31 protein-coding genes are annotated in these 18,340 nt (G+C 66.4%); 1 reads left to right on the forward strand and 30 read right to left on the reverse strand.

All coding sequences use genetic code 11. From position 1 onward, the window contains the following. Positions 1-198 precede the first annotated feature (198 nt). The 6 genes from rplQ to infA form a co-directional block, all read right to left on the reverse strand. Positions 199-744: a 50S ribosomal protein L17 gene (rplQ, locus tag KEC57_RS15310; RefSeq protein ID WP_229385568.1), complete on the reverse strand. Its 546-nt coding sequence runs from the start codon at positions 742-744 to the stop codon at positions 199-201. Positions 745-839: 95 nt separating this feature from the next. Then, positions 840-1,829, reverse strand: a complete 990-nt coding sequence (locus KEC57_RS15315) for a DNA-directed RNA polymerase subunit alpha (RefSeq protein WP_127819232.1) — start codon at positions 1,827-1,829, stop codon at positions 840-842. A 159-nt stretch (positions 1,830-1,988) separates the two neighbouring features. Further along, positions 1,989-2,387, reverse strand: coding sequence for a 30S ribosomal protein S11 (gene rpsK / locus KEC57_RS15320; RefSeq protein WP_023954078.1), 399 nt, complete (start codon positions 2,385-2,387; stop codon positions 1,989-1,991). Positions 2,388-2,426: 39 nt separating this feature from the next. After that, positions 2,427-2,801: a 30S ribosomal protein S13 gene (gene rpsM / locus KEC57_RS15325; RefSeq protein ID WP_229385569.1), complete on the reverse strand. Its 375-nt coding sequence runs from the start codon at positions 2,799-2,801 to the stop codon at positions 2,427-2,429. Between the two features lie 161 nt (positions 2,802-2,962). After that, on the reverse strand, positions 2,963-3,079 hold the full coding sequence (gene rpmJ / locus KEC57_RS15330; protein WP_017885303.1) for a 50S ribosomal protein L36: 117 nt from the start codon (positions 3,077-3,079) through the stop codon (positions 2,963-2,965). An 87-nt stretch (positions 3,080-3,166) separates the two neighbouring features. Further along, positions 3,167-3,388 carry a translation initiation factor IF-1 gene (infA, locus tag KEC57_RS15335; RefSeq protein ID WP_017201569.1) on the reverse strand — a complete coding sequence of 74 codons (222 nt, stop codon included), beginning with the start codon at positions 3,386-3,388 and terminating at the stop codon, positions 3,167-3,169. Between the two features lie 359 nt (positions 3,389-3,747). Between infA and KEC57_RS15340 the strand changes: the two genes are divergently transcribed. Next, positions 3,748-4,764, forward strand: coding sequence for a hypothetical protein (locus tag KEC57_RS15340; RefSeq protein WP_229385570.1), 1,017 nt, complete (start codon positions 3,748-3,750; stop codon positions 4,762-4,764). 183 nt (positions 4,765-4,947) lie between these two features. Here the strand turns inward: KEC57_RS15340 and KEC57_RS15345 are convergent, their stop codons facing one another. The 24 genes from KEC57_RS15345 to rpsJ form a co-directional block, all read right to left on the reverse strand. Further along, positions 4,948-5,637, reverse strand: coding sequence for a DsbA family protein (locus KEC57_RS15345; protein WP_229385571.1), 690 nt, complete (start codon positions 5,635-5,637; stop codon positions 4,948-4,950). 11 nt (positions 5,638-5,648) lie between these two features. Next, on the reverse strand, positions 5,649-6,491 hold the full coding sequence (gene map / locus KEC57_RS15350) for a type I methionyl aminopeptidase (protein ID WP_229385572.1): 843 nt from the start codon (positions 6,489-6,491) through the stop codon (positions 5,649-5,651). Between the two features lie 3 nt (positions 6,492-6,494). Then, entirely contained in the window at positions 6,495-7,094 is a 600-nt protein-coding gene (locus KEC57_RS15355) for an adenylate kinase (RefSeq protein ID WP_229385573.1), read from the reverse strand. Beyond that, positions 7,091-8,416 carry a preprotein translocase subunit SecY gene (secY, locus tag KEC57_RS15360; protein ID WP_229385574.1) on the reverse strand — a complete coding sequence of 442 codons (1,326 nt, stop codon included), beginning with the start codon at positions 8,414-8,416 and terminating at the stop codon, positions 7,091-7,093. The genes KEC57_RS15355 and secY overlap by 4 nt, the downstream gene beginning before the upstream one ends. A 102-nt stretch (positions 8,417-8,518) precedes the next feature. Further along, positions 8,519-9,172, reverse strand: a complete 654-nt coding sequence (gene rplO, locus KEC57_RS15365; protein ID WP_229385575.1) for a 50S ribosomal protein L15 — start codon at positions 9,170-9,172, stop codon at positions 8,519-8,521. Continuing rightward, complete coding sequence (rpmD, locus tag KEC57_RS15370) at positions 9,172-9,357, reverse strand: 50S ribosomal protein L30 (RefSeq protein ID WP_023954062.1); 186 nt, start codon at positions 9,355-9,357, stop codon at positions 9,172-9,174. Before rpmD ends, rplO begins: the two co-directional genes overlap by 1 nt. Beyond that, the gene (gene rpsE, locus KEC57_RS15375; RefSeq protein ID WP_372457073.1) at positions 9,357-10,031 is read right to left on the reverse strand and encodes a 30S ribosomal protein S5; all 675 of its coding nucleotides are present in this window, start codon (positions 10,029-10,031) and stop codon (positions 9,357-9,359) included. Before rpsE ends, rpmD begins: the two co-directional genes overlap by 1 nt. A 20-nt stretch (positions 10,032-10,051) precedes the next feature. Then, a complete protein-coding gene (gene rplR / locus KEC57_RS15380) occupies positions 10,052-10,411 on the reverse strand; it encodes a 50S ribosomal protein L18 (RefSeq protein ID WP_229385576.1) in 360 nt (119 codons plus the stop codon). A 2-nt stretch (positions 10,412-10,413) separates the two neighbouring features. Next, complete coding sequence (gene rplF, locus KEC57_RS15385; RefSeq protein WP_229385577.1) at positions 10,414-10,950, reverse strand: 50S ribosomal protein L6; 537 nt, start codon at positions 10,948-10,950, stop codon at positions 10,414-10,416. A 6-nt stretch (positions 10,951-10,956) separates the two neighbouring features. After that, positions 10,957-11,355 (reverse strand): 30S ribosomal protein S8, encoded by a 399-nt coding sequence (gene rpsH, locus KEC57_RS15390; RefSeq protein WP_229385578.1) that lies wholly within the window; start codon positions 11,353-11,355, stop codon positions 10,957-10,959. A gap of 150 nt (positions 11,356-11,505) precedes the next feature. Continuing rightward, the gene (gene rplE / locus KEC57_RS15395; protein ID WP_229385579.1) at positions 11,506-12,096 is read right to left on the reverse strand and encodes a 50S ribosomal protein L5; all 591 of its coding nucleotides are present in this window, start codon (positions 12,094-12,096) and stop codon (positions 11,506-11,508) included. Position 12,097: 1 nt separating this feature from the next. Beyond that, complete coding sequence (gene rplX / locus KEC57_RS15400) at positions 12,098-12,457, reverse strand: 50S ribosomal protein L24 (RefSeq protein WP_229385580.1); 360 nt, start codon at positions 12,455-12,457, stop codon at positions 12,098-12,100. A 2-nt stretch (positions 12,458-12,459) separates the two neighbouring features. Next, positions 12,460-12,828, reverse strand: coding sequence for a 50S ribosomal protein L14 (rplN, locus tag KEC57_RS15405; protein WP_229385581.1), 369 nt, complete (start codon positions 12,826-12,828; stop codon positions 12,460-12,462). A 34-nt stretch (positions 12,829-12,862) separates the two neighbouring features. After that, entirely contained in the window at positions 12,863-13,234 is a 372-nt protein-coding gene (rpsQ, locus tag KEC57_RS15410; RefSeq protein WP_267492713.1) for a 30S ribosomal protein S17, read from the reverse strand. Further along, positions 13,234-13,548 (reverse strand): 50S ribosomal protein L29, encoded by a 315-nt coding sequence (gene rpmC, locus KEC57_RS15415; RefSeq protein WP_045275475.1) that lies wholly within the window; start codon positions 13,546-13,548, stop codon positions 13,234-13,236. Before rpmC ends, rpsQ begins: the two co-directional genes overlap by 1 nt. Then, complete coding sequence (gene rplP, locus KEC57_RS15420; protein ID WP_194582657.1) at positions 13,548-13,967, reverse strand: 50S ribosomal protein L16; 420 nt, start codon at positions 13,965-13,967, stop codon at positions 13,548-13,550. The genes rpmC and rplP overlap by 1 nt, the downstream gene beginning before the upstream one ends. Then, positions 13,967-14,728, reverse strand: a complete 762-nt coding sequence (gene rpsC / locus KEC57_RS15425; protein ID WP_229385582.1) for a 30S ribosomal protein S3 — start codon at positions 14,726-14,728, stop codon at positions 13,967-13,969. Before rpsC ends, rplP begins: the two co-directional genes overlap by 1 nt. Then, complete coding sequence (gene rplV, locus KEC57_RS15430; RefSeq protein ID WP_229385583.1) at positions 14,728-15,126, reverse strand: 50S ribosomal protein L22; 399 nt, start codon at positions 15,124-15,126, stop codon at positions 14,728-14,730. Before rplV ends, rpsC begins: the two co-directional genes overlap by 1 nt. 25 nt (positions 15,127-15,151) lie before the next feature. Then, entirely contained in the window at positions 15,152-15,433 is a 282-nt protein-coding gene (rpsS, locus tag KEC57_RS15435; RefSeq protein ID WP_141929808.1) for a 30S ribosomal protein S19, read from the reverse strand. Positions 15,434-15,445: 12 nt separating this feature from the next. Further along, a complete protein-coding gene (gene rplB, locus KEC57_RS15440) occupies positions 15,446-16,285 on the reverse strand; it encodes a 50S ribosomal protein L2 (RefSeq protein WP_229385584.1) in 840 nt (279 codons plus the stop codon). Between the two features lie 25 nt (positions 16,286-16,310). After that, positions 16,311-16,622: a 50S ribosomal protein L23 gene (gene rplW / locus KEC57_RS15445; RefSeq protein WP_229385585.1), complete on the reverse strand. Its 312-nt coding sequence runs from the start codon at positions 16,620-16,622 to the stop codon at positions 16,311-16,313. Continuing rightward, on the reverse strand, positions 16,619-17,281 hold the full coding sequence (gene rplD, locus KEC57_RS15450) for a 50S ribosomal protein L4 (RefSeq protein WP_229385586.1): 663 nt from the start codon (positions 17,279-17,281) through the stop codon (positions 16,619-16,621). The genes rplW and rplD overlap by 4 nt, the downstream gene beginning before the upstream one ends. 4 nt (positions 17,282-17,285) lie before the next feature. Next, positions 17,286-17,945, reverse strand: coding sequence for a 50S ribosomal protein L3 (gene rplC, locus KEC57_RS15455; protein WP_229385587.1), 660 nt, complete (start codon positions 17,943-17,945; stop codon positions 17,286-17,288). Between the two features lie 8 nt (positions 17,946-17,953). Beyond that, positions 17,954-18,262, reverse strand: coding sequence for a 30S ribosomal protein S10 (gene rpsJ, locus KEC57_RS15460; protein ID WP_018171443.1), 309 nt, complete (start codon positions 18,260-18,262; stop codon positions 17,954-17,956). Positions 18,263-18,340 lie beyond the last annotated feature (78 nt).

Below are 18,340 nucleotides of genomic sequence, written 5' to 3' on the forward strand. Positions count from 1 at the left end.
CCCGCGCCCGCCCGCGCTCGCCCGCGCCCGCCCGCGCCCGCCCGCGCTCGCCCGCGCTCGCCCGCGGTCGTCCGCGCCCGCTCACTCCGCAGACGCAACGAGACCCGCGACCCCCGAAGGGGCCGCGGGTCTCGCGGTGCAATGGGTGGACGGGCGCGAGCGTCCGTCCTGCCGGGCGGTGAAGCCCGGCGGATCCGACTACTCGGACTTCTCCTCGGCGGGGGCCACGACGGCCTCCTCGGCGACAGCCTCAGCGGCAGCGCCCTCTTCCTGCGACTCGGCGCCGGCGTCCTCGGCCGGAGCCTCCTCGACCGGAGCCTCCTCGGCGGCCGGGGCAGCAGCCGCAGCAGCGGCGGCCTTCTTCGCCGACTTCGGCTTCGGGTTCACGGGCTCGAGAACGAGCTCGATGACGGCCATGGGGGCGTTGTCGCCCTTGCGGTTGCCGACCTTGGTGATGCGGGTGTAGCCGCCCTCACGGTCGGCGACGAGCGGCGCGATCTCGGCGAAGAGCTCGTGCACAACGCTCTTGTCACCGATGACGGACAGCACGCGACGACGCGCGTGCAGGTCGCCGCGCTTGGCGAACGTGATGAGTCGCTCGGCGAGCGGACGCAGGCGCTTGGCCTTGGTCTCGGTCGTCTTGATCGACTTGTGGGTGAACAGGGCCGCGGCGAGGTTCGCAAGCAGCAGGCGCTCGTGTGCGGGGCCGCCTCCGAGGCGGGGACCCTTCGTGGGCTTGGGCATGTCTCAATTACTCCAGGATGAAGGTCGTACGTGGGGAAGGGATGCTTCGGATCGTTGCGCACGCTCAGTGCGAGCGCCCCGACGAATGCATCCGATCACACGGTCTCGTCGTCGTAGCCGCCGTAGAAGTGCGCGCCGTCGAACCCGGGGACCGAGTCCTTCAGCGACAGGCCGAGCGAGACGAGCTTGTCGCGCACCTCGTCGACCGACTTCTGACCGAAATTGCGGATGTTCATGAGCTGCGTCTCCGAGAGGGCGACGAGCTCGGACACCGTGTTGATGCCCTCGCGCTTGAGGCAGTTGTACGAGCGCACCGAAAGGTCGAGGTCCTCGATGGGCATCGACAGCTCGTTGGAGAGGACGGTCTCGACCGGCGCGGGGCCGATCTCGATGCCCTCGGCCTCGACGTTGAGCTCACGGGCCAGGCCGAAGAGCTCGGTCAGCGTGCGACCGGCCGACGCGACGGCGTCGCGGGGGGCGATCGAGGACTTCGACTCGACGTCCAGGACGAGCTTGTCGAAGTCGGTGCGCTCACCGGCGCGGGTGGCCTCGACGCGGTAGCTGACCTTCAGGACCGGCGAGTAGATCGAGTCGATCGGGATCTGACCGGCCTCGGCGTACTCGTTGCGGTTCTGCGTCGCGGAGACGTAGCCGCGGCCGCGCTCGATGGTGAGCTCGAGCTCGAACTTGGCGGTGTCGTTCAGGGTCGCGATGACGAGCTCGGGGTTGTGCACCTCGACACCCGCGGGAGCGGAGATGTCGGCAGCGGTGACCTCACCGGCGCCGGTCTTGCGCAGGTACGCGGTGATGGGCTCGTCGCGCTCGCTGGAGACGACCAGCTGCTTGATGTTGAGGATGATCTCGGTGACATCCTCCTTCACACCCGGGATGGTGCTGAACTCGTGGAGGACGCCGTCGATGCGGATCGACGTCACGGCTGCGCCGGGGATTGACGAGAGGAGGCTGCGACGCAGCGCGTTGCCGATGGTGTAACCGAAGCCGGGCTCGAGCGGCTCGATGACGAAGCGGCTGCGGAACTCCCCGACCTTCTCCTCGGTCAGAGTGGGACGCTGTGCAATGAGCACTATGTGTTCCTTTCGATCACGTGCCCGCTATATGACACGTGCGGTGGGTGAGGTGTTGAGTTTTGACCGGGATGCCTCGAGAAGAGGCATCCGACAAGTGTGAGGTTGCTCTTCAGCAGGCTCGGGGATCAGTCCCCGAGCCTGCCGAAGGGCGGGAAGTCAGACGCGGCGACGCTTCGGGGGACGGCAGCCGTTGTGAGCCTGGGGGGTGACGTCCTGGATGGACCCCACCTCGAGGCCGGCGGCCGTCAGCGAGCGGATCGCGGTCTCGCGGCCCGAGCCCGGGCCCTTCACGAAGACGTCGACCTTCTTGACGCCGTGCTCCTGAGCCTGACGCGCAGCCGACTCCGCCGCCATGCCTGCGGCATAGGGGGTCGACTTGCGCGAGCCCTTGAAGCCCACGCCACCCGACGAGGCCCAGCTGATGACAGCGCCCGAGGGGTCGGTGATCGAGACGATCGTGTTGTTGAACGTCGACTTGATGTGGGCATGGCCCAGCGCGATGTTCTTCTTCTCCTTGCGGCGCGGCTTGCGCGCGGCGCTCTTGGCCTGTGCCATGTTGCGTTCTCCCTAAAATCCTGGGGCGCCGGCGGAGGCCTAGCGCGCCTTCTTCTTGCCGGCGACGGTGCGCTTGGGGCCCTTGCGGGTACGCGCGTTCGTCTTCGTGCGCTGGCCGCGCACCGGCAGGCCGCGGCGGTGACGCAGACCCTCGTACGAGCCGATCTCGACCTTGCGGCGGATGTCGGCGGTCACCTCGCGGCGAAGGTCACCCTCCACCTTGTAGTTGCCCTCGATGTAGTCACGGAGCGCGACGAGCTGCTCGTCGGTGAGGTCCTTGACGCGGATGTTCTCGTCGATCTCCGTCGCGGTGAGGATCTCGTTCGAGCGGGTACGGCCAACGCCGTAGATGTAGGTAAGGGCGATCACCACGCGCTTATCGCGCGGGATGTCGACGCCGGCAAGACGTGCCATGCGACTCTCCTGGAGTGAGTGGAGGTGTGGAGCAGGATCGGTGCCCGGGCCTCCGCCCGAGGTGTCCCCTCTGAAGAGGTTCTGATCCTGCCTGTGTTGTTGTGTTCAGTTGTGCGATTCGACGGGCCCAGCAACCGATGGTCGCGGCGCCCGTCGAAGCGTCAGCCCTGGCGCTGCTTGTGACGCGGGTTGCTCTTGCAGATGACCATGACGCGACCGTGGCGACGGATGACCTTGCAGTGGTCGCAGATGGGCTTGACGGAGGGCTTGACCTTCATGATTTCTTCTCTTCGCTGTCTTCACCGGGCAGGCGCGTCCTTCGACGTGCGCAGGTACCGAGCCTGGGGTGTTACTTCTCGACCGGTCTAGCGGTAGCGGTAGACGATGCGTCCGCGGGTCAGGTCGTAGGGGCTGAGCTCCACGACCACACGGTCCTCGGGGATGATGCGGATGTAGTTCTGCCGCATCTTTCCGGAGATCGTGGCGAGCACCTTGTGTCCATTGGAGAGCTCAACGCGGAACATCGCGTTGGGCAGAGCCTCGGAAATGACGCCCTCGATCTCGATGACACCGTCTTTCTTCGCCATACGCTCGCTTACAGTTGTGCAGACCGGTCGATCTGCGGTGGATGGGATTCGGTGCGGCGACACGCCAATGAAGGCGCAACGCACCAAAGATCAAGCATACGTGATATCGGATGCCGCGGCAAACCTGTGTCGCAGGCCCCCAGCAGACGCCCAGCGACGCCGGCTTTCGGCATCCGCTCGCCTTCTTCTGGGGATACACCGCAAACGCGACGAGACAGCACGGCATCGGTGGTGTCTCGTCGTGTTTGCGGTGTATCCCCCTCCTCCCCAGGCGGCGGGCACGGGGGCGGGGGCCGGAGTTGTCCCCGGAGAGCGGCCGGAACGACCGACTCTGATGCCGCAGCCACGAGTATCGCGATATGTCCGAGTCGCTTGCGCGCACCGCCCGCGCCGCGCCCGTCGAGCTGTACCGCGTGCGCGACGCCGTCGCCGGCGCGCCGACGCTGCGTGCCGGTGGTCTTCACCATCGCGTCCGTGCTGGCACCTACGCTCCGCGTGCCGCATGGGACCGCCTCAAGCCGTGGGAGCGGTACCTGGCGCGGGTGCACGCCTACGCGCTCGTGAATCCCGGCGCACTGTTCGCATACGAGTCCGCCGCGTCACTGCTGGGTCTGCCGCTGTTCGGCGAGCCGAGAGACATCCACGTGTTCGAACTGGGCCGCACCAAGTCCCGTCGCTTCGGCGATGTCTTCGTGCACACTCGCACAGACGCACCCGACACCGTGACCCTCGGCGGCCTCACGATGACCTCCGCCAGCGACACCGCGGTCTCCCTCATGCGCGTGCTGCCCGCGCCCTTCGGTCTCGCCGTCGGCGACGCGGCGATCTCGCCCGTGCAGGGAGGGAGCGCGACACTCGATGGTCTCGAGCGCGTCGCCGAACGACAGGCGAACCCCCGCGGCCGCACGTTGCTGTTCCTGCTTCTCGCCACGGTCGACGCACGCTCGGAGTCGCCCGGGGAAAGCGTCGGCCGTAGTGTGATCATCTGGTCGGGCTTCGAGCCGCCAGAGCTGCAGCGCGAGTTCCACGCCGAGGGATTCACCGACCGTCCCGACTACGCATGGCAGAGCGTGCGAGCGATCGCCGAGTCCGACGGGTACGAGAAGTACCGGGCCGAGACGCGCGAGGAGACGGTGCGGCGGGTCATCCGCGAGAAGAAGCGCGAGGACCGCCTTCGACGGCAGTGCGACGCCTTCGGCAGGTGGGACATGGCAGCTGCGATGGCCGTCGCGCCCGTGGTGCGGGAACTCGAGCGCCTTCGCGTCCCGCGGATCGGCGCACCGCGCACGTTCCTCCTGAGCACGATGCGGAGCAATTCCCGCTCATTCCCCGAGGGGAAACACCGTAAACGCGACGAGCCACCATCTTCGACGTGATGTCTCGGCGCGTTTACGGTGTATCCCCGGCAGGAATCCCGAGGGAGCAACGACCGCGAGGCAACGGACACCGCGGGCGAGACGGATGCCGCGAGGCAACGGACACCGCGGGCTAGACGGATGCCGCGAGGCAACGGACACCGCGGGCGAGACGGATGCCGCGAGGCCGCGGCATCCGTCCGGTCACTCGAAGAGCGTTGCCAGCTGGCCGGGCTCGGGAAGCGTCGAGTTCGCGATGACCTCGCCGTTGACCGCGATGGTCGGAGTGCCGATGCCCGACGATCCGGGCTGGATGGGCGTGTTCTCGGTCATGGCGGTGACGAAGCTCGAGTAGGTGCCGTCGGCGACGCACGTATCGATCCCGGTGACGCCGACTCCGGCGGCGATCTCGAGGATCTGCTCGTCGGTGAGGCCGGTCGATCCCTCGTCAGGCTGATTCGCGAACATCGCCTGCAGGAAAGGCAGCGCCGCGTCACCGTCGACCGACGCGACGCAGTACATCGCGTTCGCGGCACGCGTCGAGTACTCGGTGCCCTGCGACTGGCGGTCCAGGATGGAGATCGGGTGGATGCCGAGCGTGATGGAGCCGTCGTCCACGAGGCCCTCGATCTCGGCACCGTACGCCTGCTCGAACGAGTTGCAGATGGGGCACATGAAGTCGATGTACGTGTCGAGACGGTTCTCGCCTTCACCCACGATGATCGCGCCGGTGTCGGTCTCGATGTTCGCCGCCGTCGGGGTCTCCCCCGGCTCCGGGTCCTCGGCCGAGTTGTTGAGCGTGACCACGAGGATCGTGACGAGGACGAGCGCGATCACGACCGCGACGCTCACCCAGACCGCGAACCAGTTGACCTTGCGCGCACCCTGTGCCATGTCGAGCCTCCTCAGGCGATCTCGCGAGGCGTCACGCCGAAGGGCTTCAAGCCTGCGGCACCGCCGTCGGGCGCTGTGAGCACCCAGATTCCGTCATCATGCACTGCGACGCTATGTTCCCAGTGAGAGCCGGCTGAACCGTCCAGAGTCGAGACCGTCCAGCCGTCGTCTTCGACGAACGTGGCCTGATCGCCGATGACGACCATGGGCTCGATCGCGAGCACGAGTCCGGGACGCACTTCGGGCCCCGGGTCGGAGACGCGGTAGTTGAACACAGACGGCGACTCGTGCATCTTGCGGCCGATTCCGTGTCCCACGTACTCGCGGAGAATCCCGTACGGAGCGTTGGCGGGCGAGTTCGCCTCGATGTGGTCCTGGATCGCTGCGCCGATCTCGGCGATGTGCTTCGCGGTGGCGAGGGCGGCGATGCCGGCCCAGAGCGACCCCTCTGTCACCTCGGACAGTTTCTGCCGCCCGGCCACGACATCCGGCCGCGTCTCGTCGGGAAGCACCACGGTGAAGGCCGAGTCGCCGTTCCAGCCTTTGAACTCCGCGCCTGCGTCGACCGACAGGATGTCGCCGGGGGCCAGCACGTGGCCGCCGGGGATGCCGTGCACCACCTGCTCGTTCACCGAGGTGCAGATGGTGTGGCGGTACCCGCGCACCATCTGGAAGTTCGACTTCGCGCCGCGGGCGGTGATGAGAGCGGATGCCGCGGCATCCAGCTCACCGGTCGTGACACCCGGTGCGACGAGCGCGCGCACCGCGTCGAGCGCCGCGGCGGTGATGAGGCCGGGTTCGACCATCGCCCGCATCTGAGCGGGGGTCTTGTAGATCGAGCGGCGCAGTGACACGGGTCAGACGGCGGCGGCGCGGACCAGGCCGCGCGCCTCGAGCGCCGCGATGATGCGGTCGGTGATCTCGTCCAGCGTGCCGATACCGTCGATCCGGTCCACCACACCGCGGGTGCGGTACACGTCGAGGATCGGAGCGGTCTCGCGCTCGTAGATCGCAAGACGATTCGCGATGACCTCTTCGGTGTCATCGGTGCGGCCCTGCTCGGCTGCACGCAGCGACAGCCGCGAGATGCTCTCGTCACGCGGAACGTCGAGTTCGATGACCGCGTCGATCGACTCGTCGCGCCCGTCGAGGAACTCGTCCAGATGCATGACCTGTGCCACGTTGCGGGGGTACCCGTCGAGGAGGAAGCCCTCCGCGGCATCCGGCTGCGACAGGCGGTCGCGCACGACCGCACTTGTCAGCTCGTCCGACACCAGGTCGCCCGCTTCGATGATCGCCTTCACCTGCTCGCCCAGCGGTGTGCCGGCCGCGACCGCGGCCCGGAACACATCGCCGGTCGATACGGCCAGGACTCCGAAGGTCGCGGCGATGCGCACCCCTTGGGTGCCTTTGCCCGAGCCTTGCGGCCCGACGATCAGCAGACGAGTCGCGGTCATCGAAGGAGCCCTTCGTAGTGGCGCTGCTGCAGCTGGGCGTCGATCTGCTTCACCGTCTCGAGGCCGACGCCGACGATGATCAGGATCGAGGCGCCACCGAACGGGAAGTTCTGGTTGGCGCCGACCGTGGCGAGCGCGATGAGCGGGAGCAGGGCGATGAGACCCAGGTACAGCGAGCCGGGAAGCGTGATGCGCGTGAGCACGTAGTCCAGGTACTCGGCGGTCGGGCGTCCGGCACGGATGCCCGGGATGAACCCGCCGTACTTCTTCATGTTGTCGGCGACCTCGACGGGGTTGAAGGTGATCGCGACGTAGAAGTAGGTGAAACCGACGATCAGCAGGAAGTACACCGCCATGTAGATGGGGCTGTCACCGTTCGTGAAGTACGTCTGGATCCACTGAACCCAGGCGGGGACCTCGTTCTCGGCGTTCGGCTGCATGTTGAACTGCGCGATGAGCGCGGGGATGTACAGCAGCGAGGAGGCGAAGATGACGGGCACGACGCCGGCCATGTTGACCTTGATCGGGATGTACGTGTTCGTCCCGCCGTACGTGCGACGGCCCACCATGCGCTTGGCGTACTGCACCGGGATGCGTCGCTGGGATTGCTCGACGTACACCACCAAGGCGACCACGACGATGCCCACCGCCAGCACGAGCAGGAACACCTCGAAGCCGCGCGACTGCCAGATCGCCCACATCGATGCGGGGAAGGCCGCGGCGATGGACGTGAAGATCAGGAGCGACATTCCGTTGCCGATGCCGCGCTCGGTCACGAGCTCGGCGAACCACATGATGAGGCCGGTGCCGGCGGTCATCGTGATGATCATGAGGAGCTGCGCCCACCACACGTCGTTCGTGAGGAGCTGCTCGCACTCGGAGATGCCCGTGGAGCCGAAGAGCTGACCGCTGCGGGCCACCGTCACGAGAGTCGTCGACTGCAGCAGTGCAAGTGCGATCGTGAGGTAGCGCGTGTACTGGGTGAGACGCGCCTGGCCCGACTGACCCTCTTTGTAGAGGGTCTCGAAGTGCGGGATGACGACGCGCAGGAGCTGGACGATGATCGTCGCGGTGATGTACGGCATGACGCCGAGCGCGAAGATCGACAGCTGCAGCAGCGCACCGCCGGAGAAGAGGTTGACGAGCGACAGCAGGCCCTCAGTGCCGGCGGACTGTCGGAGACACTCCTGCACGTTCGGGAAGTCGACGAACGGTGCGGGCACGTGGGCACCGAACCGGTACAAGGCGATGATCGCCAGGGTGAATGCGATCTTCCGCCGAAGGTCGGGAGTGCGGAAGACCCGCGCGATGGCGCTGAACAAGAGGATTCCTCCAGAAGGGATGCCGGTACGCACGGCGACGTGCCGACGTCCAGGGTAACCCAGTGGGGGCCGGAGCAAGCTCCGACCCCCACTGTGTGTGTACTACTTGACGGTGCCGCCCGCTGCGACGATCTTCTGCTCGGCGGAACCCGAGACCTTGTCGACCGCAACAGTGAGCTTCACCGAGATGTCGCCGGTGCCCAGCACCTTGACCTTCTCGTTCTTGCGCACCGCACCCTTGGCGACCAGGTCGCCGACGGTGACGTCGCCACCGGCCGGGTACAGCTCCGCGAGCTTTTCCAGGTTCACGACCTGGTACTCGACGCGGAAGGGGTTCTTGAAGCCGCGGAGCTTCGGGGTGCGCATGTGCAGCGGCATCTGCCCACCCTCGAAGCCGGCCTTCACCTGGTAGCGGGCCTTCTGACCCTTGGTGCCACGACCGGCCGTCTTGCCCTTCGAGCCTTCACCACGACCGACACGCGTCTTCGGGGTGTTGGCGCCGGGGACCGGACGCAGGTGGTGGACCTTCAGCACACCGGGACGCGACACAGGGGCATCCGCCTTGGCCGGAGCCTTCTTGGCGGGAGCCTTCTTCGCGGCGGGGGCCTTCTCGGCCTTGTCCGCAGCAGCGTCGGCCTTGGCGGCCTTCGGCGCAGCAGCCTTCTCGGCGGCAGCCTTGGGCGCAGCCTTCTTGGCAGGAGCCTTCTTAGGGGCCTCCGCCTCGACGGCGTCGTTCTTCTCGGCCTTCTCAGCCATCAGTCGATCTCCTCAACCTTCACGAGGTGGGCGACGGTCTTGACGTAACCGCGCGTCTGCGCGTCGTCCGGACGGACGACGGAGTCGCCGATCCGCTTCAGACCGAGCGAACGCAGCGTGTCACGCTGGTTCTGCTTCTCGCTCACCTTGGACTTGACCTGCGTCACCTTGAGACGCGCAGCCATCAGACACCTGCCTTCGCAGCGGCCGCGGCTTCTGCCTCGGCACGGACGAGACGGGCGGGGGCAACCTGGTCGAACTCGAGGCCACGACGTGCGGCGACCGCACGGGGCTCCTCGAGCTGCTTCAGGGCCGCCACCGTCGCGTGGACGATGTTGATCGTGTTCGACGAACCGAGCGACTTCGACAGCACGTCGTGGATCCCGGCGCACTCGAGCACGGCGCGCACCGGACCACCGGCGATGACACCGGTACCGGCAGCGGCGGGGCGCAGCAGCACCACACCGGCAGCGGCCTCACCCTGCACCGGGTGCGGGATGGTCGAGCCGACGCGGGGAACGCGGAAGAAGTTGCGCTTGGCCTCTTCGACACCCTTCGAGATCGCCAGGGGCACCTCGCGGGCCTTGCCGTATCCGACACCCACGACACCGTTGCCGTCGCCGACGACGACGAGCGCGGTGAAGCTGAAGCGACGACCACCCTTGACGACCTTCGACACGCGGTTGATCGTGACCACACGCTCGAGGAACTGGCTCTCGTTGCGGTCGCGACCGCCCCGCTCGCCACGGTTGGGGTTGCGCTCGCGACCGCCGCGACGCGGCTCGCGCTCACGCTCGGCGGGCGCAGTGGTGGCAGCGGCGTCGGCCGGAGCCTCGGCAGCAGCAGCCTGCTCGGTCACGTTGCTCTCCTTGATTTCGCTCACAGGTTCAGACCTCCCTCGCGGGCGCCGTCGGCGATCGCCGCGACACGGCCTGCGTAGCGATTGCCGCCACGGTCGAACACCACATCCGAGACGCCGGCGGCCTTGGCGCGCTCGGCGACCAGCTCGCCGACCTTGCGGGCCTTGGCGGTCTTGTCACCGTCGAACGCACGCAGGTCGTTCTCGAGAGTGGATGCCGAGGCCACGGTGTGGCCCTGGCTGTCGTCGACGAGCTGCACGAAAACGTGACGTGCCGAACGGGTCACGACCAGGCGCGGACGCTCGGGGGTGCCGACGACCTTCTTGCGAAGGCGGAGATGACGGCGCGTACGCGCCTGAGTCTTTGTCTTGACAGCCATGGTTACTTACCACTCTTTCCGGCCTTGCGACGAACGACCTCGCCGGCGTACCGCACACCCTTGCCCTTATAGGGCTCAGGCTTGCGGATCTTGCGGATGTTCGCAGCCGCCTCGCCGACGGCCTGCTTGTCGATGCCGCTCACGGTGACCTTGTTGTTGCCCTCGACCGTCAGGGTGATGCCGGCGGGAGGCTCGATGAGCACGGGGTGCGAGAAGCCGAGGGCGAACTCGATCGAGCCGCCCTTCTGCGCGACGCGGTATCCGGTGCCGACGACCTCGAGGCCCTTGCTGTAGCCCTGGGTGACACCGATGATGTTGTTGTTGATGAGCGTGCGGGTGAGACCATGCAGCGAGCGTGATTCGCGCTCGTCGTCGGGACGGCTGACGAGCACCTGGCCCTCTTCGATCTTGACCTCGATGGGGCGCGCGACGGTGAGCGCGAGCTCGCCCTTCGGGCCCTTGACCGCGACATCCTGACCGTCGACCGTGATGGTCACACCGGCAGGGATGTCGATCGGGAGACGTCCAATACGCGACATATCAGATCACCACACGTAGGCGAGGACTTCCCCACCCACGCCCTTCTGCTCGGCCTGACGGTCCGTGAGGAGACCGGAGGAGGTGGACAGGATCGCGACACCGAGGCCACCGAGCACGCGGGGGATCTCGGTCGACTTCGCGTACACGCGAAGGCCGGGCTTGGAGACGCGCTTGATGCCGGCGATCGACCGCTCGCGGTTCGGGCCGTACTTCAGCTCGAGCGTGAGAGTCTGGCCGACGCGTGCGTCGCTGACCTCCCACGAAGCGATGTAGCCCTCGCGCTTGAGGATCTCGGCGATGTGCGTCTTGAGCTTCGAGCTCGGCAGTGCGACGGAGTCGTGGTGCGCCGAGTTCGCGTTGCGCAGACGGGTCAGCATATCTGCGACCGGGTCTGTCATTGTCATGTGTTATTCCCTTTGTTCACGAGGTTTCGCCTGCCGTTACACGACAGTCGACCTTCTATGAGACTCGATATTCAGTTGTCGGCCCCTCGACGAGCTCGGGGCCGGGTCGACAGGCTCAGAGACCGGATGGTCGCTGAGCCTGTCGAAGCATCAGGCCTGCTGGTCCTCGGTGCGGAACGGGAAGCCGAGGTGGCGCAGGAGTGCGCGGCCCTCGTCATCCGACTTCGCCGACGTCACGATCGTGATGTCGAAGCCGCGGACGCGGTCGATCTTGTCCTGGTTGATCTCGTGGAACACGGACTGCTCCTGGAGACCGAACGTGTAGTTGCCGGTGCCGTCGAACTGCTTGCCCGACAGGCCGCGGAAGTCGCGGATGCGGGGCAGCGAGAGGTTCACCAGACGGTCGATGAACTCCCACGCACGGTCACCGCGAAGGGTGACGTGCGCGCCGATGGCCTGTCCCTCGCGCAGCTTGAACTGTGCGATGGACTTGCGCGCCTTGGTGACGATCGGCTTCTGACCGGTGATCTTGGTCAGGTCGTCGACCGCACCATCGATCACCTTGCTGTCGCGAGCTGCCTCACCGACACCGGTGTTCACCACGACCTTCACCAGACCGGGGATCTGCATGACGTTCGGGTAGCCGAACTCCTCCTGCAGAGCCTTCTTAATCTCGGTGTTGTACTTCTGCTTCAGGCGGGGCTGGATCTTGCCAGCCTCCACGGCAGTGGCGCTGCTCATATCAGAGGTCCTTGCCTGACTTCTTCGCGTAGCGCACGCGGACGGTGCGCTTGACGCCGTCCTTCGTCTGCTCCTCGACACGGTGGCCGACACGGGTCGGCTTCTTGGTCGAGGGGTCGACGAGCGCGACGTTGGAGATGTGGATCGGGGCTTCCATCGTCTCGATGCCGCCCGTCTTGGTACCGCGCTGGGACTGGCCCACGCGGTTGTGCTTGGTGACGAAGTTCACGCCTTCGACGATGACGCGGTTCTGCTCGGTCAGGATCTCGAGGACCTTGCCCTGCTTGCCGCGGTCTCCGCCGTTGGCCTGCTTCTTACCGTTGAGGACCTGAACCAGGTCGCCCTTCTTGATGTTCGCCATGATCAAATGACCTCCGGGGCGAGCGAGACGATCTTCATGAACTTCTTGTCACGAAGCTCGCGACCGACCGGACCGAAGATGCGGGTGCCGCGGGGCTCCCCGTCGCTCTTCAGGATCACGGCGGCGTTCTCGTCGAACTTGATGTATGAGCCGTCGGGACGACGGGTCGACTTGACAGTGCGGACGACGACCGCCTTGACGACGTCGCCCTTCTTCACGTTGCCGCCGGGGATCGCGTCCTTGACCGTCGCCACGATGATGTCGCCGACACCGGCGTAACGCCGGGCCGAACCACCGAGCACACGGATGGTGAGCAGCTCCTTGGCGCCGGTGTTGTCGGCGACCTTGATGCGGGATTCGTTCTGAATCACTTGTTACTCCTTGGGTTCCAAGCAAGCCCGAGGCTTACTTGGCCTTCTCGAGGATCTCGACCAGGCGCCAGCGCTTGGTGGCGCTCAGCGGGCGGGTCTCGTTGATGAGGACGAGGTCGCCGATGCCGGCGGTGTTGCCTTCATCGTGCGCCTTGACCTTCGACGTCCGACGGATGACCTTGCCGTAGAGAGGGTGCTTGACGCGGTCCTCGACCTCCACGACGATCGTCTTGTCCATCTTGTCGCTGACCACATAGCCACGACGGGCCTTGCGGTAGCCACGGGCGTCGACGTCGCGCACATCGTGCGCCGACGACTCGTGTCCGGCGGCCTGCTCGACGACGGCCTCGGCCTCTACGGCCTTGGCCTTCTTCGCGGGGGCCTTCTTCTCGGTGGTCTCAGCCATCACTCGGCCTCTTCCTTCACGGCCTCGTCAGCGGCATCCGCCTTCTTGGCCTTCGTCTTCTTCGCCTTCGTCGCGGTCTCCAGCGGCGCGGGAGTGGCACGGATGCCGAGCTCGCGCTCACGGATCACGGTGTAGAGCCGCGCGATGTCGCGCTTGACCGCACGGATGCGGCCGTGGCTCTCGAGCTGGCCGGTGGCCGACTGGAAGCGCAGGTTGAACAGCTCTTCCTTGGCCTTGCGCAGCTCCTCGACGAGGCGCTGGTCTTCGAACGTATCGAGCTCGCTGGGAGCGAGCGTCTTGGTGCCGATCGCCATTACGCGTCGCCCTCCTCGCGCTTGATGATGCGTGCCTTGAGAGGCAGCTTGTGAATGGCACGGGTCAGGGCCTCACGAGCAAGTTCCTCGTTGACGCCGGCGACCTCGAAGAGGACGCGACCCGGCTTGACGTTCGCGACCCACCACTCCGGCGAACCCTTACCGGAACCCATGCGGGTTTCGGCCGGCTTCTTCGTGAGCGGACGGTCGGGATAGATGTTGATCCACACCTTGCCGCCACGCTTGATGTGACGGGTCATCGCGATACGAGCGGACTCGATCTGACGGTTCGTCACGTAAGCGGGCGTGATGGCCTGGATTCCGAACTCACCGAACGACACCTTGGTGCCACCGGTGGCCTGACCGGAACGGCCGGGGTGGTGCTGCTTGCGGTACTTGACCTTGCGGGGAATAAGCATCAGGCAGACGCTCCTTCTGCGACGGGGGCCTCGTTGCGAGGGCCACGACGACGGTCGCCGCCACGGTCGTCACGACCGCGGGGTGCCTTCGGCGCGTTGGCCTGCTCGCGAGCGAGCTCCTTGTTGGTGAGGTCGCCCTTGTAGATCCAGACCTTCACGCCGATGCGGCCGAAGGTGGTCTTCGCCTCGTAGAAGCCGTAGTCGATGTTCGCGCGCAGCGTGTGCAGCGGCACACGACCCTCGCGGTAGAACTCCGAACGGCTCATCTCGGCGCCGCCGAGGCGGCCGGAGACCTGGATGCGGACGCCCTTGGCGCCGGCGCGCTGTGCGCCCTGCAGACCCTTGCGCATCGCACGACGGAACGCCACGCGAGCAGTGAGCTGCTCGGCGATGCCCTGCGCGACGAGCTGAGCGTCGGCCTCGGGGTTCTTGACCTCGAGGATGTTCAGCTGGATCTGCTTGCCCGAGAGCTTCTCGAGGTCGCCGCGGATGCGCTCGGCCTCGGCGCCACGGCGACCGATCACGATGCCCGGACGGGCGGTGTGAATGTCGACGCGGACGCGGTCACGGGTGCGCTCGATCTCGATGTTGCTGACACCGGCGCGGTCGAGCTGCGTCTTCAGCAGGTTGCGGATCTTGATGTCCTCGGCCACGTAGTCGGCGTAGCGCTGTCCGGGCTTCGTCGAGTCCGAGAACCAACGCGACACGTGGTCGGTGGTGATTCCGAGGCGGAAGCCGTACGGGTTTACCTTCTGGCCCATTACTTGCTCGCCTTCTTGGTCTGGGAAGCCGGGGCCGACTCAGCGACCTCGGGCGTCGAGAGCACGACCGTGATGTGGCTCGTGCGCTTCTTGATCTGGAACGCGCGACCCTGTGCGCGGGGGCGGAAACGCTTGAGCGTCGTGCCCTCGTCGACGTACGCGTTGGCCACGTACAGGTCCTGCTCGTCCAGGAACTCGCCGTCCTTGTCAGCCTTCACGCGAGCGTTCGCGATCGCGGCGGCGACGAGCTTGTAGATCGGCTCGCTCGCACCCTGCGGTGCGAACTTCAGGATGGCGAGGGCCTGTTCGGCCTGCTTGCCCTTGATGAGCGCGACGACACGACGAGCCTTCTGAGGGGTCACGCGGATGTGTCGCACGCGTGCGATGGACTCCACCATTTCTCTCTCCTCTCGCGTCCCCGCGTCAGCGGCGACGGCCCTTCTTGTCGTCCTTCACGTGGCCGCGGAAGGTGCGGGTGGGCGCGAATTCGCCCAGTTTGTGGCCGACCATGGTCTCGGACACGAACACAGGGATGTGCTTGCGTCCGTCGTGGACGGCGATCGTGTGGCCGAGCATGGCCGGCACGATCATCGAACGACGTGACCAGGTCTTGATGACGTTCTTGGAACCGGCTTCGTTCTGGACGACGACCTTGCGAAGCAGGTGCTCGTCGACGAAGGGGCCCTTCTTAAGGCTGCGAGGCATCTTCCTCTACTCCTACTTGCGCTTCTTGCCGGCGTTGCGACGACGGACGATGTACTTGTCACTTTCCTTGTTCGCGTGCCGGGTGCGGCCTTCGGCCTTACCCCACGGCGAAACCGGGTGACGACCACCGGACGTCTTGCCCTCGCCACCACCGTGCGGGTGATCGACCGGGTTCATCGCGACACCGCGGACGGTCGGGCGGATGCCCTTCCAGCGGTTGCGGCCGGCCTTGCCCCAGTTGATGTTCGACTGCTCGGCGTTGCCGACCTCGCCGATGGTCGCGCGGCAGCGCGCGTCGACGTTGCGGATCTCGCCCGAGGGCAGACGCAGCTGCGCGTATGCGCCGTCCTTCGCCACGAGGCGAACCGACACACCAGCCGAACGTGCCAGCTTCGCGCCGCCGCCGGGGCGGAGCTCGATGGCGTGGATCACGGTACCGGTGGGGATGTTGCGCAGCGGCAGGTTGTTGCCGGGCTTGATGTCGGCGCCGGCACCCGACTCGACGACGTCGCCCTGCTGCAGCTTGTTCGGCGCGATGATGTAGCGCTTCTCGCCGTCGAAGTAGTGCAGGAGCGCGATGCGCGCGGTGCGGTTGGGGTCGTACTCGATGTGAGCGACCTTGGCGTTCACGCCGTCCTTGTCATTGCGACGGAAGTCGATGACGCGGTACTGGCGCTTGTGGCCACCACCGATGTGACGGGTCGTGATGCGGCCCTGGTTGTTGCGACCACCGGTCTTGCTGAGCGGGCGGAGGAGCGACTTCTCGGGCGTCGATCGGGTGATCTCGGCGAAGTCGGCCACCGACGAGCCGCGGCGACCCGGGGTCGTGGGCTTGTACTTGCGAATAGCCATGTTCTCTAGTCCTCTATCCCGACCGTCAGCCGACTGCCGTGAAGATGTCGATGGTGCCCGACTTCAGGGTCACGATGGCGCGCTTGGTGTCCTTGCGCTTGCCGGTGCCGAAGCGGGTGCGGCGAGCCTTGCCGACACGGTTGAGCGTGTTGACCGCGGCCACCTTGACGCCGAAGATCTTCTCGATCGCGAGCTTGATCTCGGACTTCGAAGCGCGGGGGTCCACGAGGAACGTGTACTTGCCCTCGTCGATGAGCCCGTAGCTCTTCTCCGAAACGACCGGCTTCAGGATGATGTCGCGCGGGTCCTTGTTCACAGCGATGTTCGCGGTGCTCATGCCGAGACCTCCTCGGTGGCTGCGCTCTTCGACGCGATGAATGCGTCGTAGGCGGCCTTGGTGAAGACGATGTCGTCGGAGACGATCACGTCGTAAGCGTTCAGCTGGTCGGAATACAGCACGTGCACGTACGCGAGGTTGCGCAGGCTCAGCGCGCTGAGGTCGTCGTCACGGGTGATGATGACCAGCACGTTCTTCGTCGGCGCGAGCGCGGCGAGAACCGCAGCAGCGGCCTTCGTCGAGGGCGAGCCCTCGATCGCGAACGAGTCGACGATGTGCAGGCGCGAGCCACGAGCACGGTCGCTGAGCGCACCGAGGAGCGCTGCGGCGATCATCTTCTTGGGCGTGCGCTGCGAGTAGTCACGCGGCTTCGGGCCGTGGACGATGCCACCACCGGTCATGTGCGGCGCGCGGATCGAGCCCTGACGGGCGTTACCCGTGCCCTTCTGCTTGAAGGGCTTGCGGCCGGCGCCTGAGACCTCACCGCGACGCTTGGTCGAGTGGGTGCCCTGGCGAGCCGCCGCGCGCTGCGCGACGACGACCTGGTGGATGAGCGGGATGTTCGTCTTGACGTCGAAGATGGCGGCGGGCAGCTCCACGGAGCCTGCCTTCTTGCCGTCTGCCTTCAGAACGTCGAGCGCGAGAGTCGAGTCAGCCATGAGTTCAGGCACCCTTCACTGCGTTGCGGACGTAGACGATGCGGCCACGTGCACCGGGGACGGCGCCCTTGACGAGCAGCAGACCCTTCTCGGTGTCGACGGCGTGCACCTTGAGGTTGAGAACGGTCACGCGCTCGCCACCCATACGGCCGGCCATGCGCATGCCCTTGAAGACGCGGCTCGGGGTCGACGATGCGCCGATCGAGCCGGGCTTGCGGTGGTTGCGGTGCGCACCGTGCGAAGCGGAGACGCCCTTGAAGTTGTGACGCTTCATGACACCGGCGGTGCCCTTGCCCTTGCTGGTGCCGACGACGTCGACCAGCTGGCCGGCCTCGAACGTGCCGTCTACCGTCAGCTCCTGGCCGAGCGAGTAGTCAGCGGCGTCCGCGGTACGAACCTCGGTGAGGTGACGACGCGGGGTCACGCCAGCGGCCTCGAAGTGGGCCGTGAGCGGCTGGTTCACCTTGCGGGGGTCGATCTGGCCGTAGGCGATCTGGACGGCGTTGTAGCCGTCCTTCTCCGGCGTGCGAACCTGGGTGACCACGTTCGGCGCGATCTCGATGACGGTGACGGGAACGAGCTTGCCGTTCTCGTCCCAAACCTGGGTCATGCCGAGCTTGGTACCCAGCAGGCCCTTGGAAACCTTGTTGTTGATGTCAGCCATGTCGAGCCTCAGAGCTTGATCTCGATGTTGACATCGGCAGGCAGGTCGAGGCGCATCAGCGAATCGACAGCCTTGGGCGTCGGGTCGATGATGTCGATCAGACGCTTGTGGGTGCGCATCTCGAAGTGCTCGCGGCTGTCCTTGTACTTGTGGGGCGAACGGATCACGGCGATCACGTTCTTCTCGGTCGGAAGGGGCACGGGGCCCACGACGGTCGCGCCCGCACGGGTCACGGTGTCGACGATCTTCCGTGCCGACGAGTCGATGACCTCGTGGTCATACGACTTCAGGCGAATGCGGATCTTCTGTCCCGCCATTTGTCTGCTCACTCTCTTTACGCGTCTTACCGGCCCGGGGTGCCGGGGGCATTGGACGCACTCTGGCGCAGGGCGCCG

It is taken from the genome of Microbacterium allomyrinae, assembly GCF_020682705.1.
Taxonomy (GTDB): Bacteria; Actinomycetota; Actinomycetes; order Actinomycetales; family Microbacteriaceae; genus Microbacterium; species Microbacterium allomyrinae.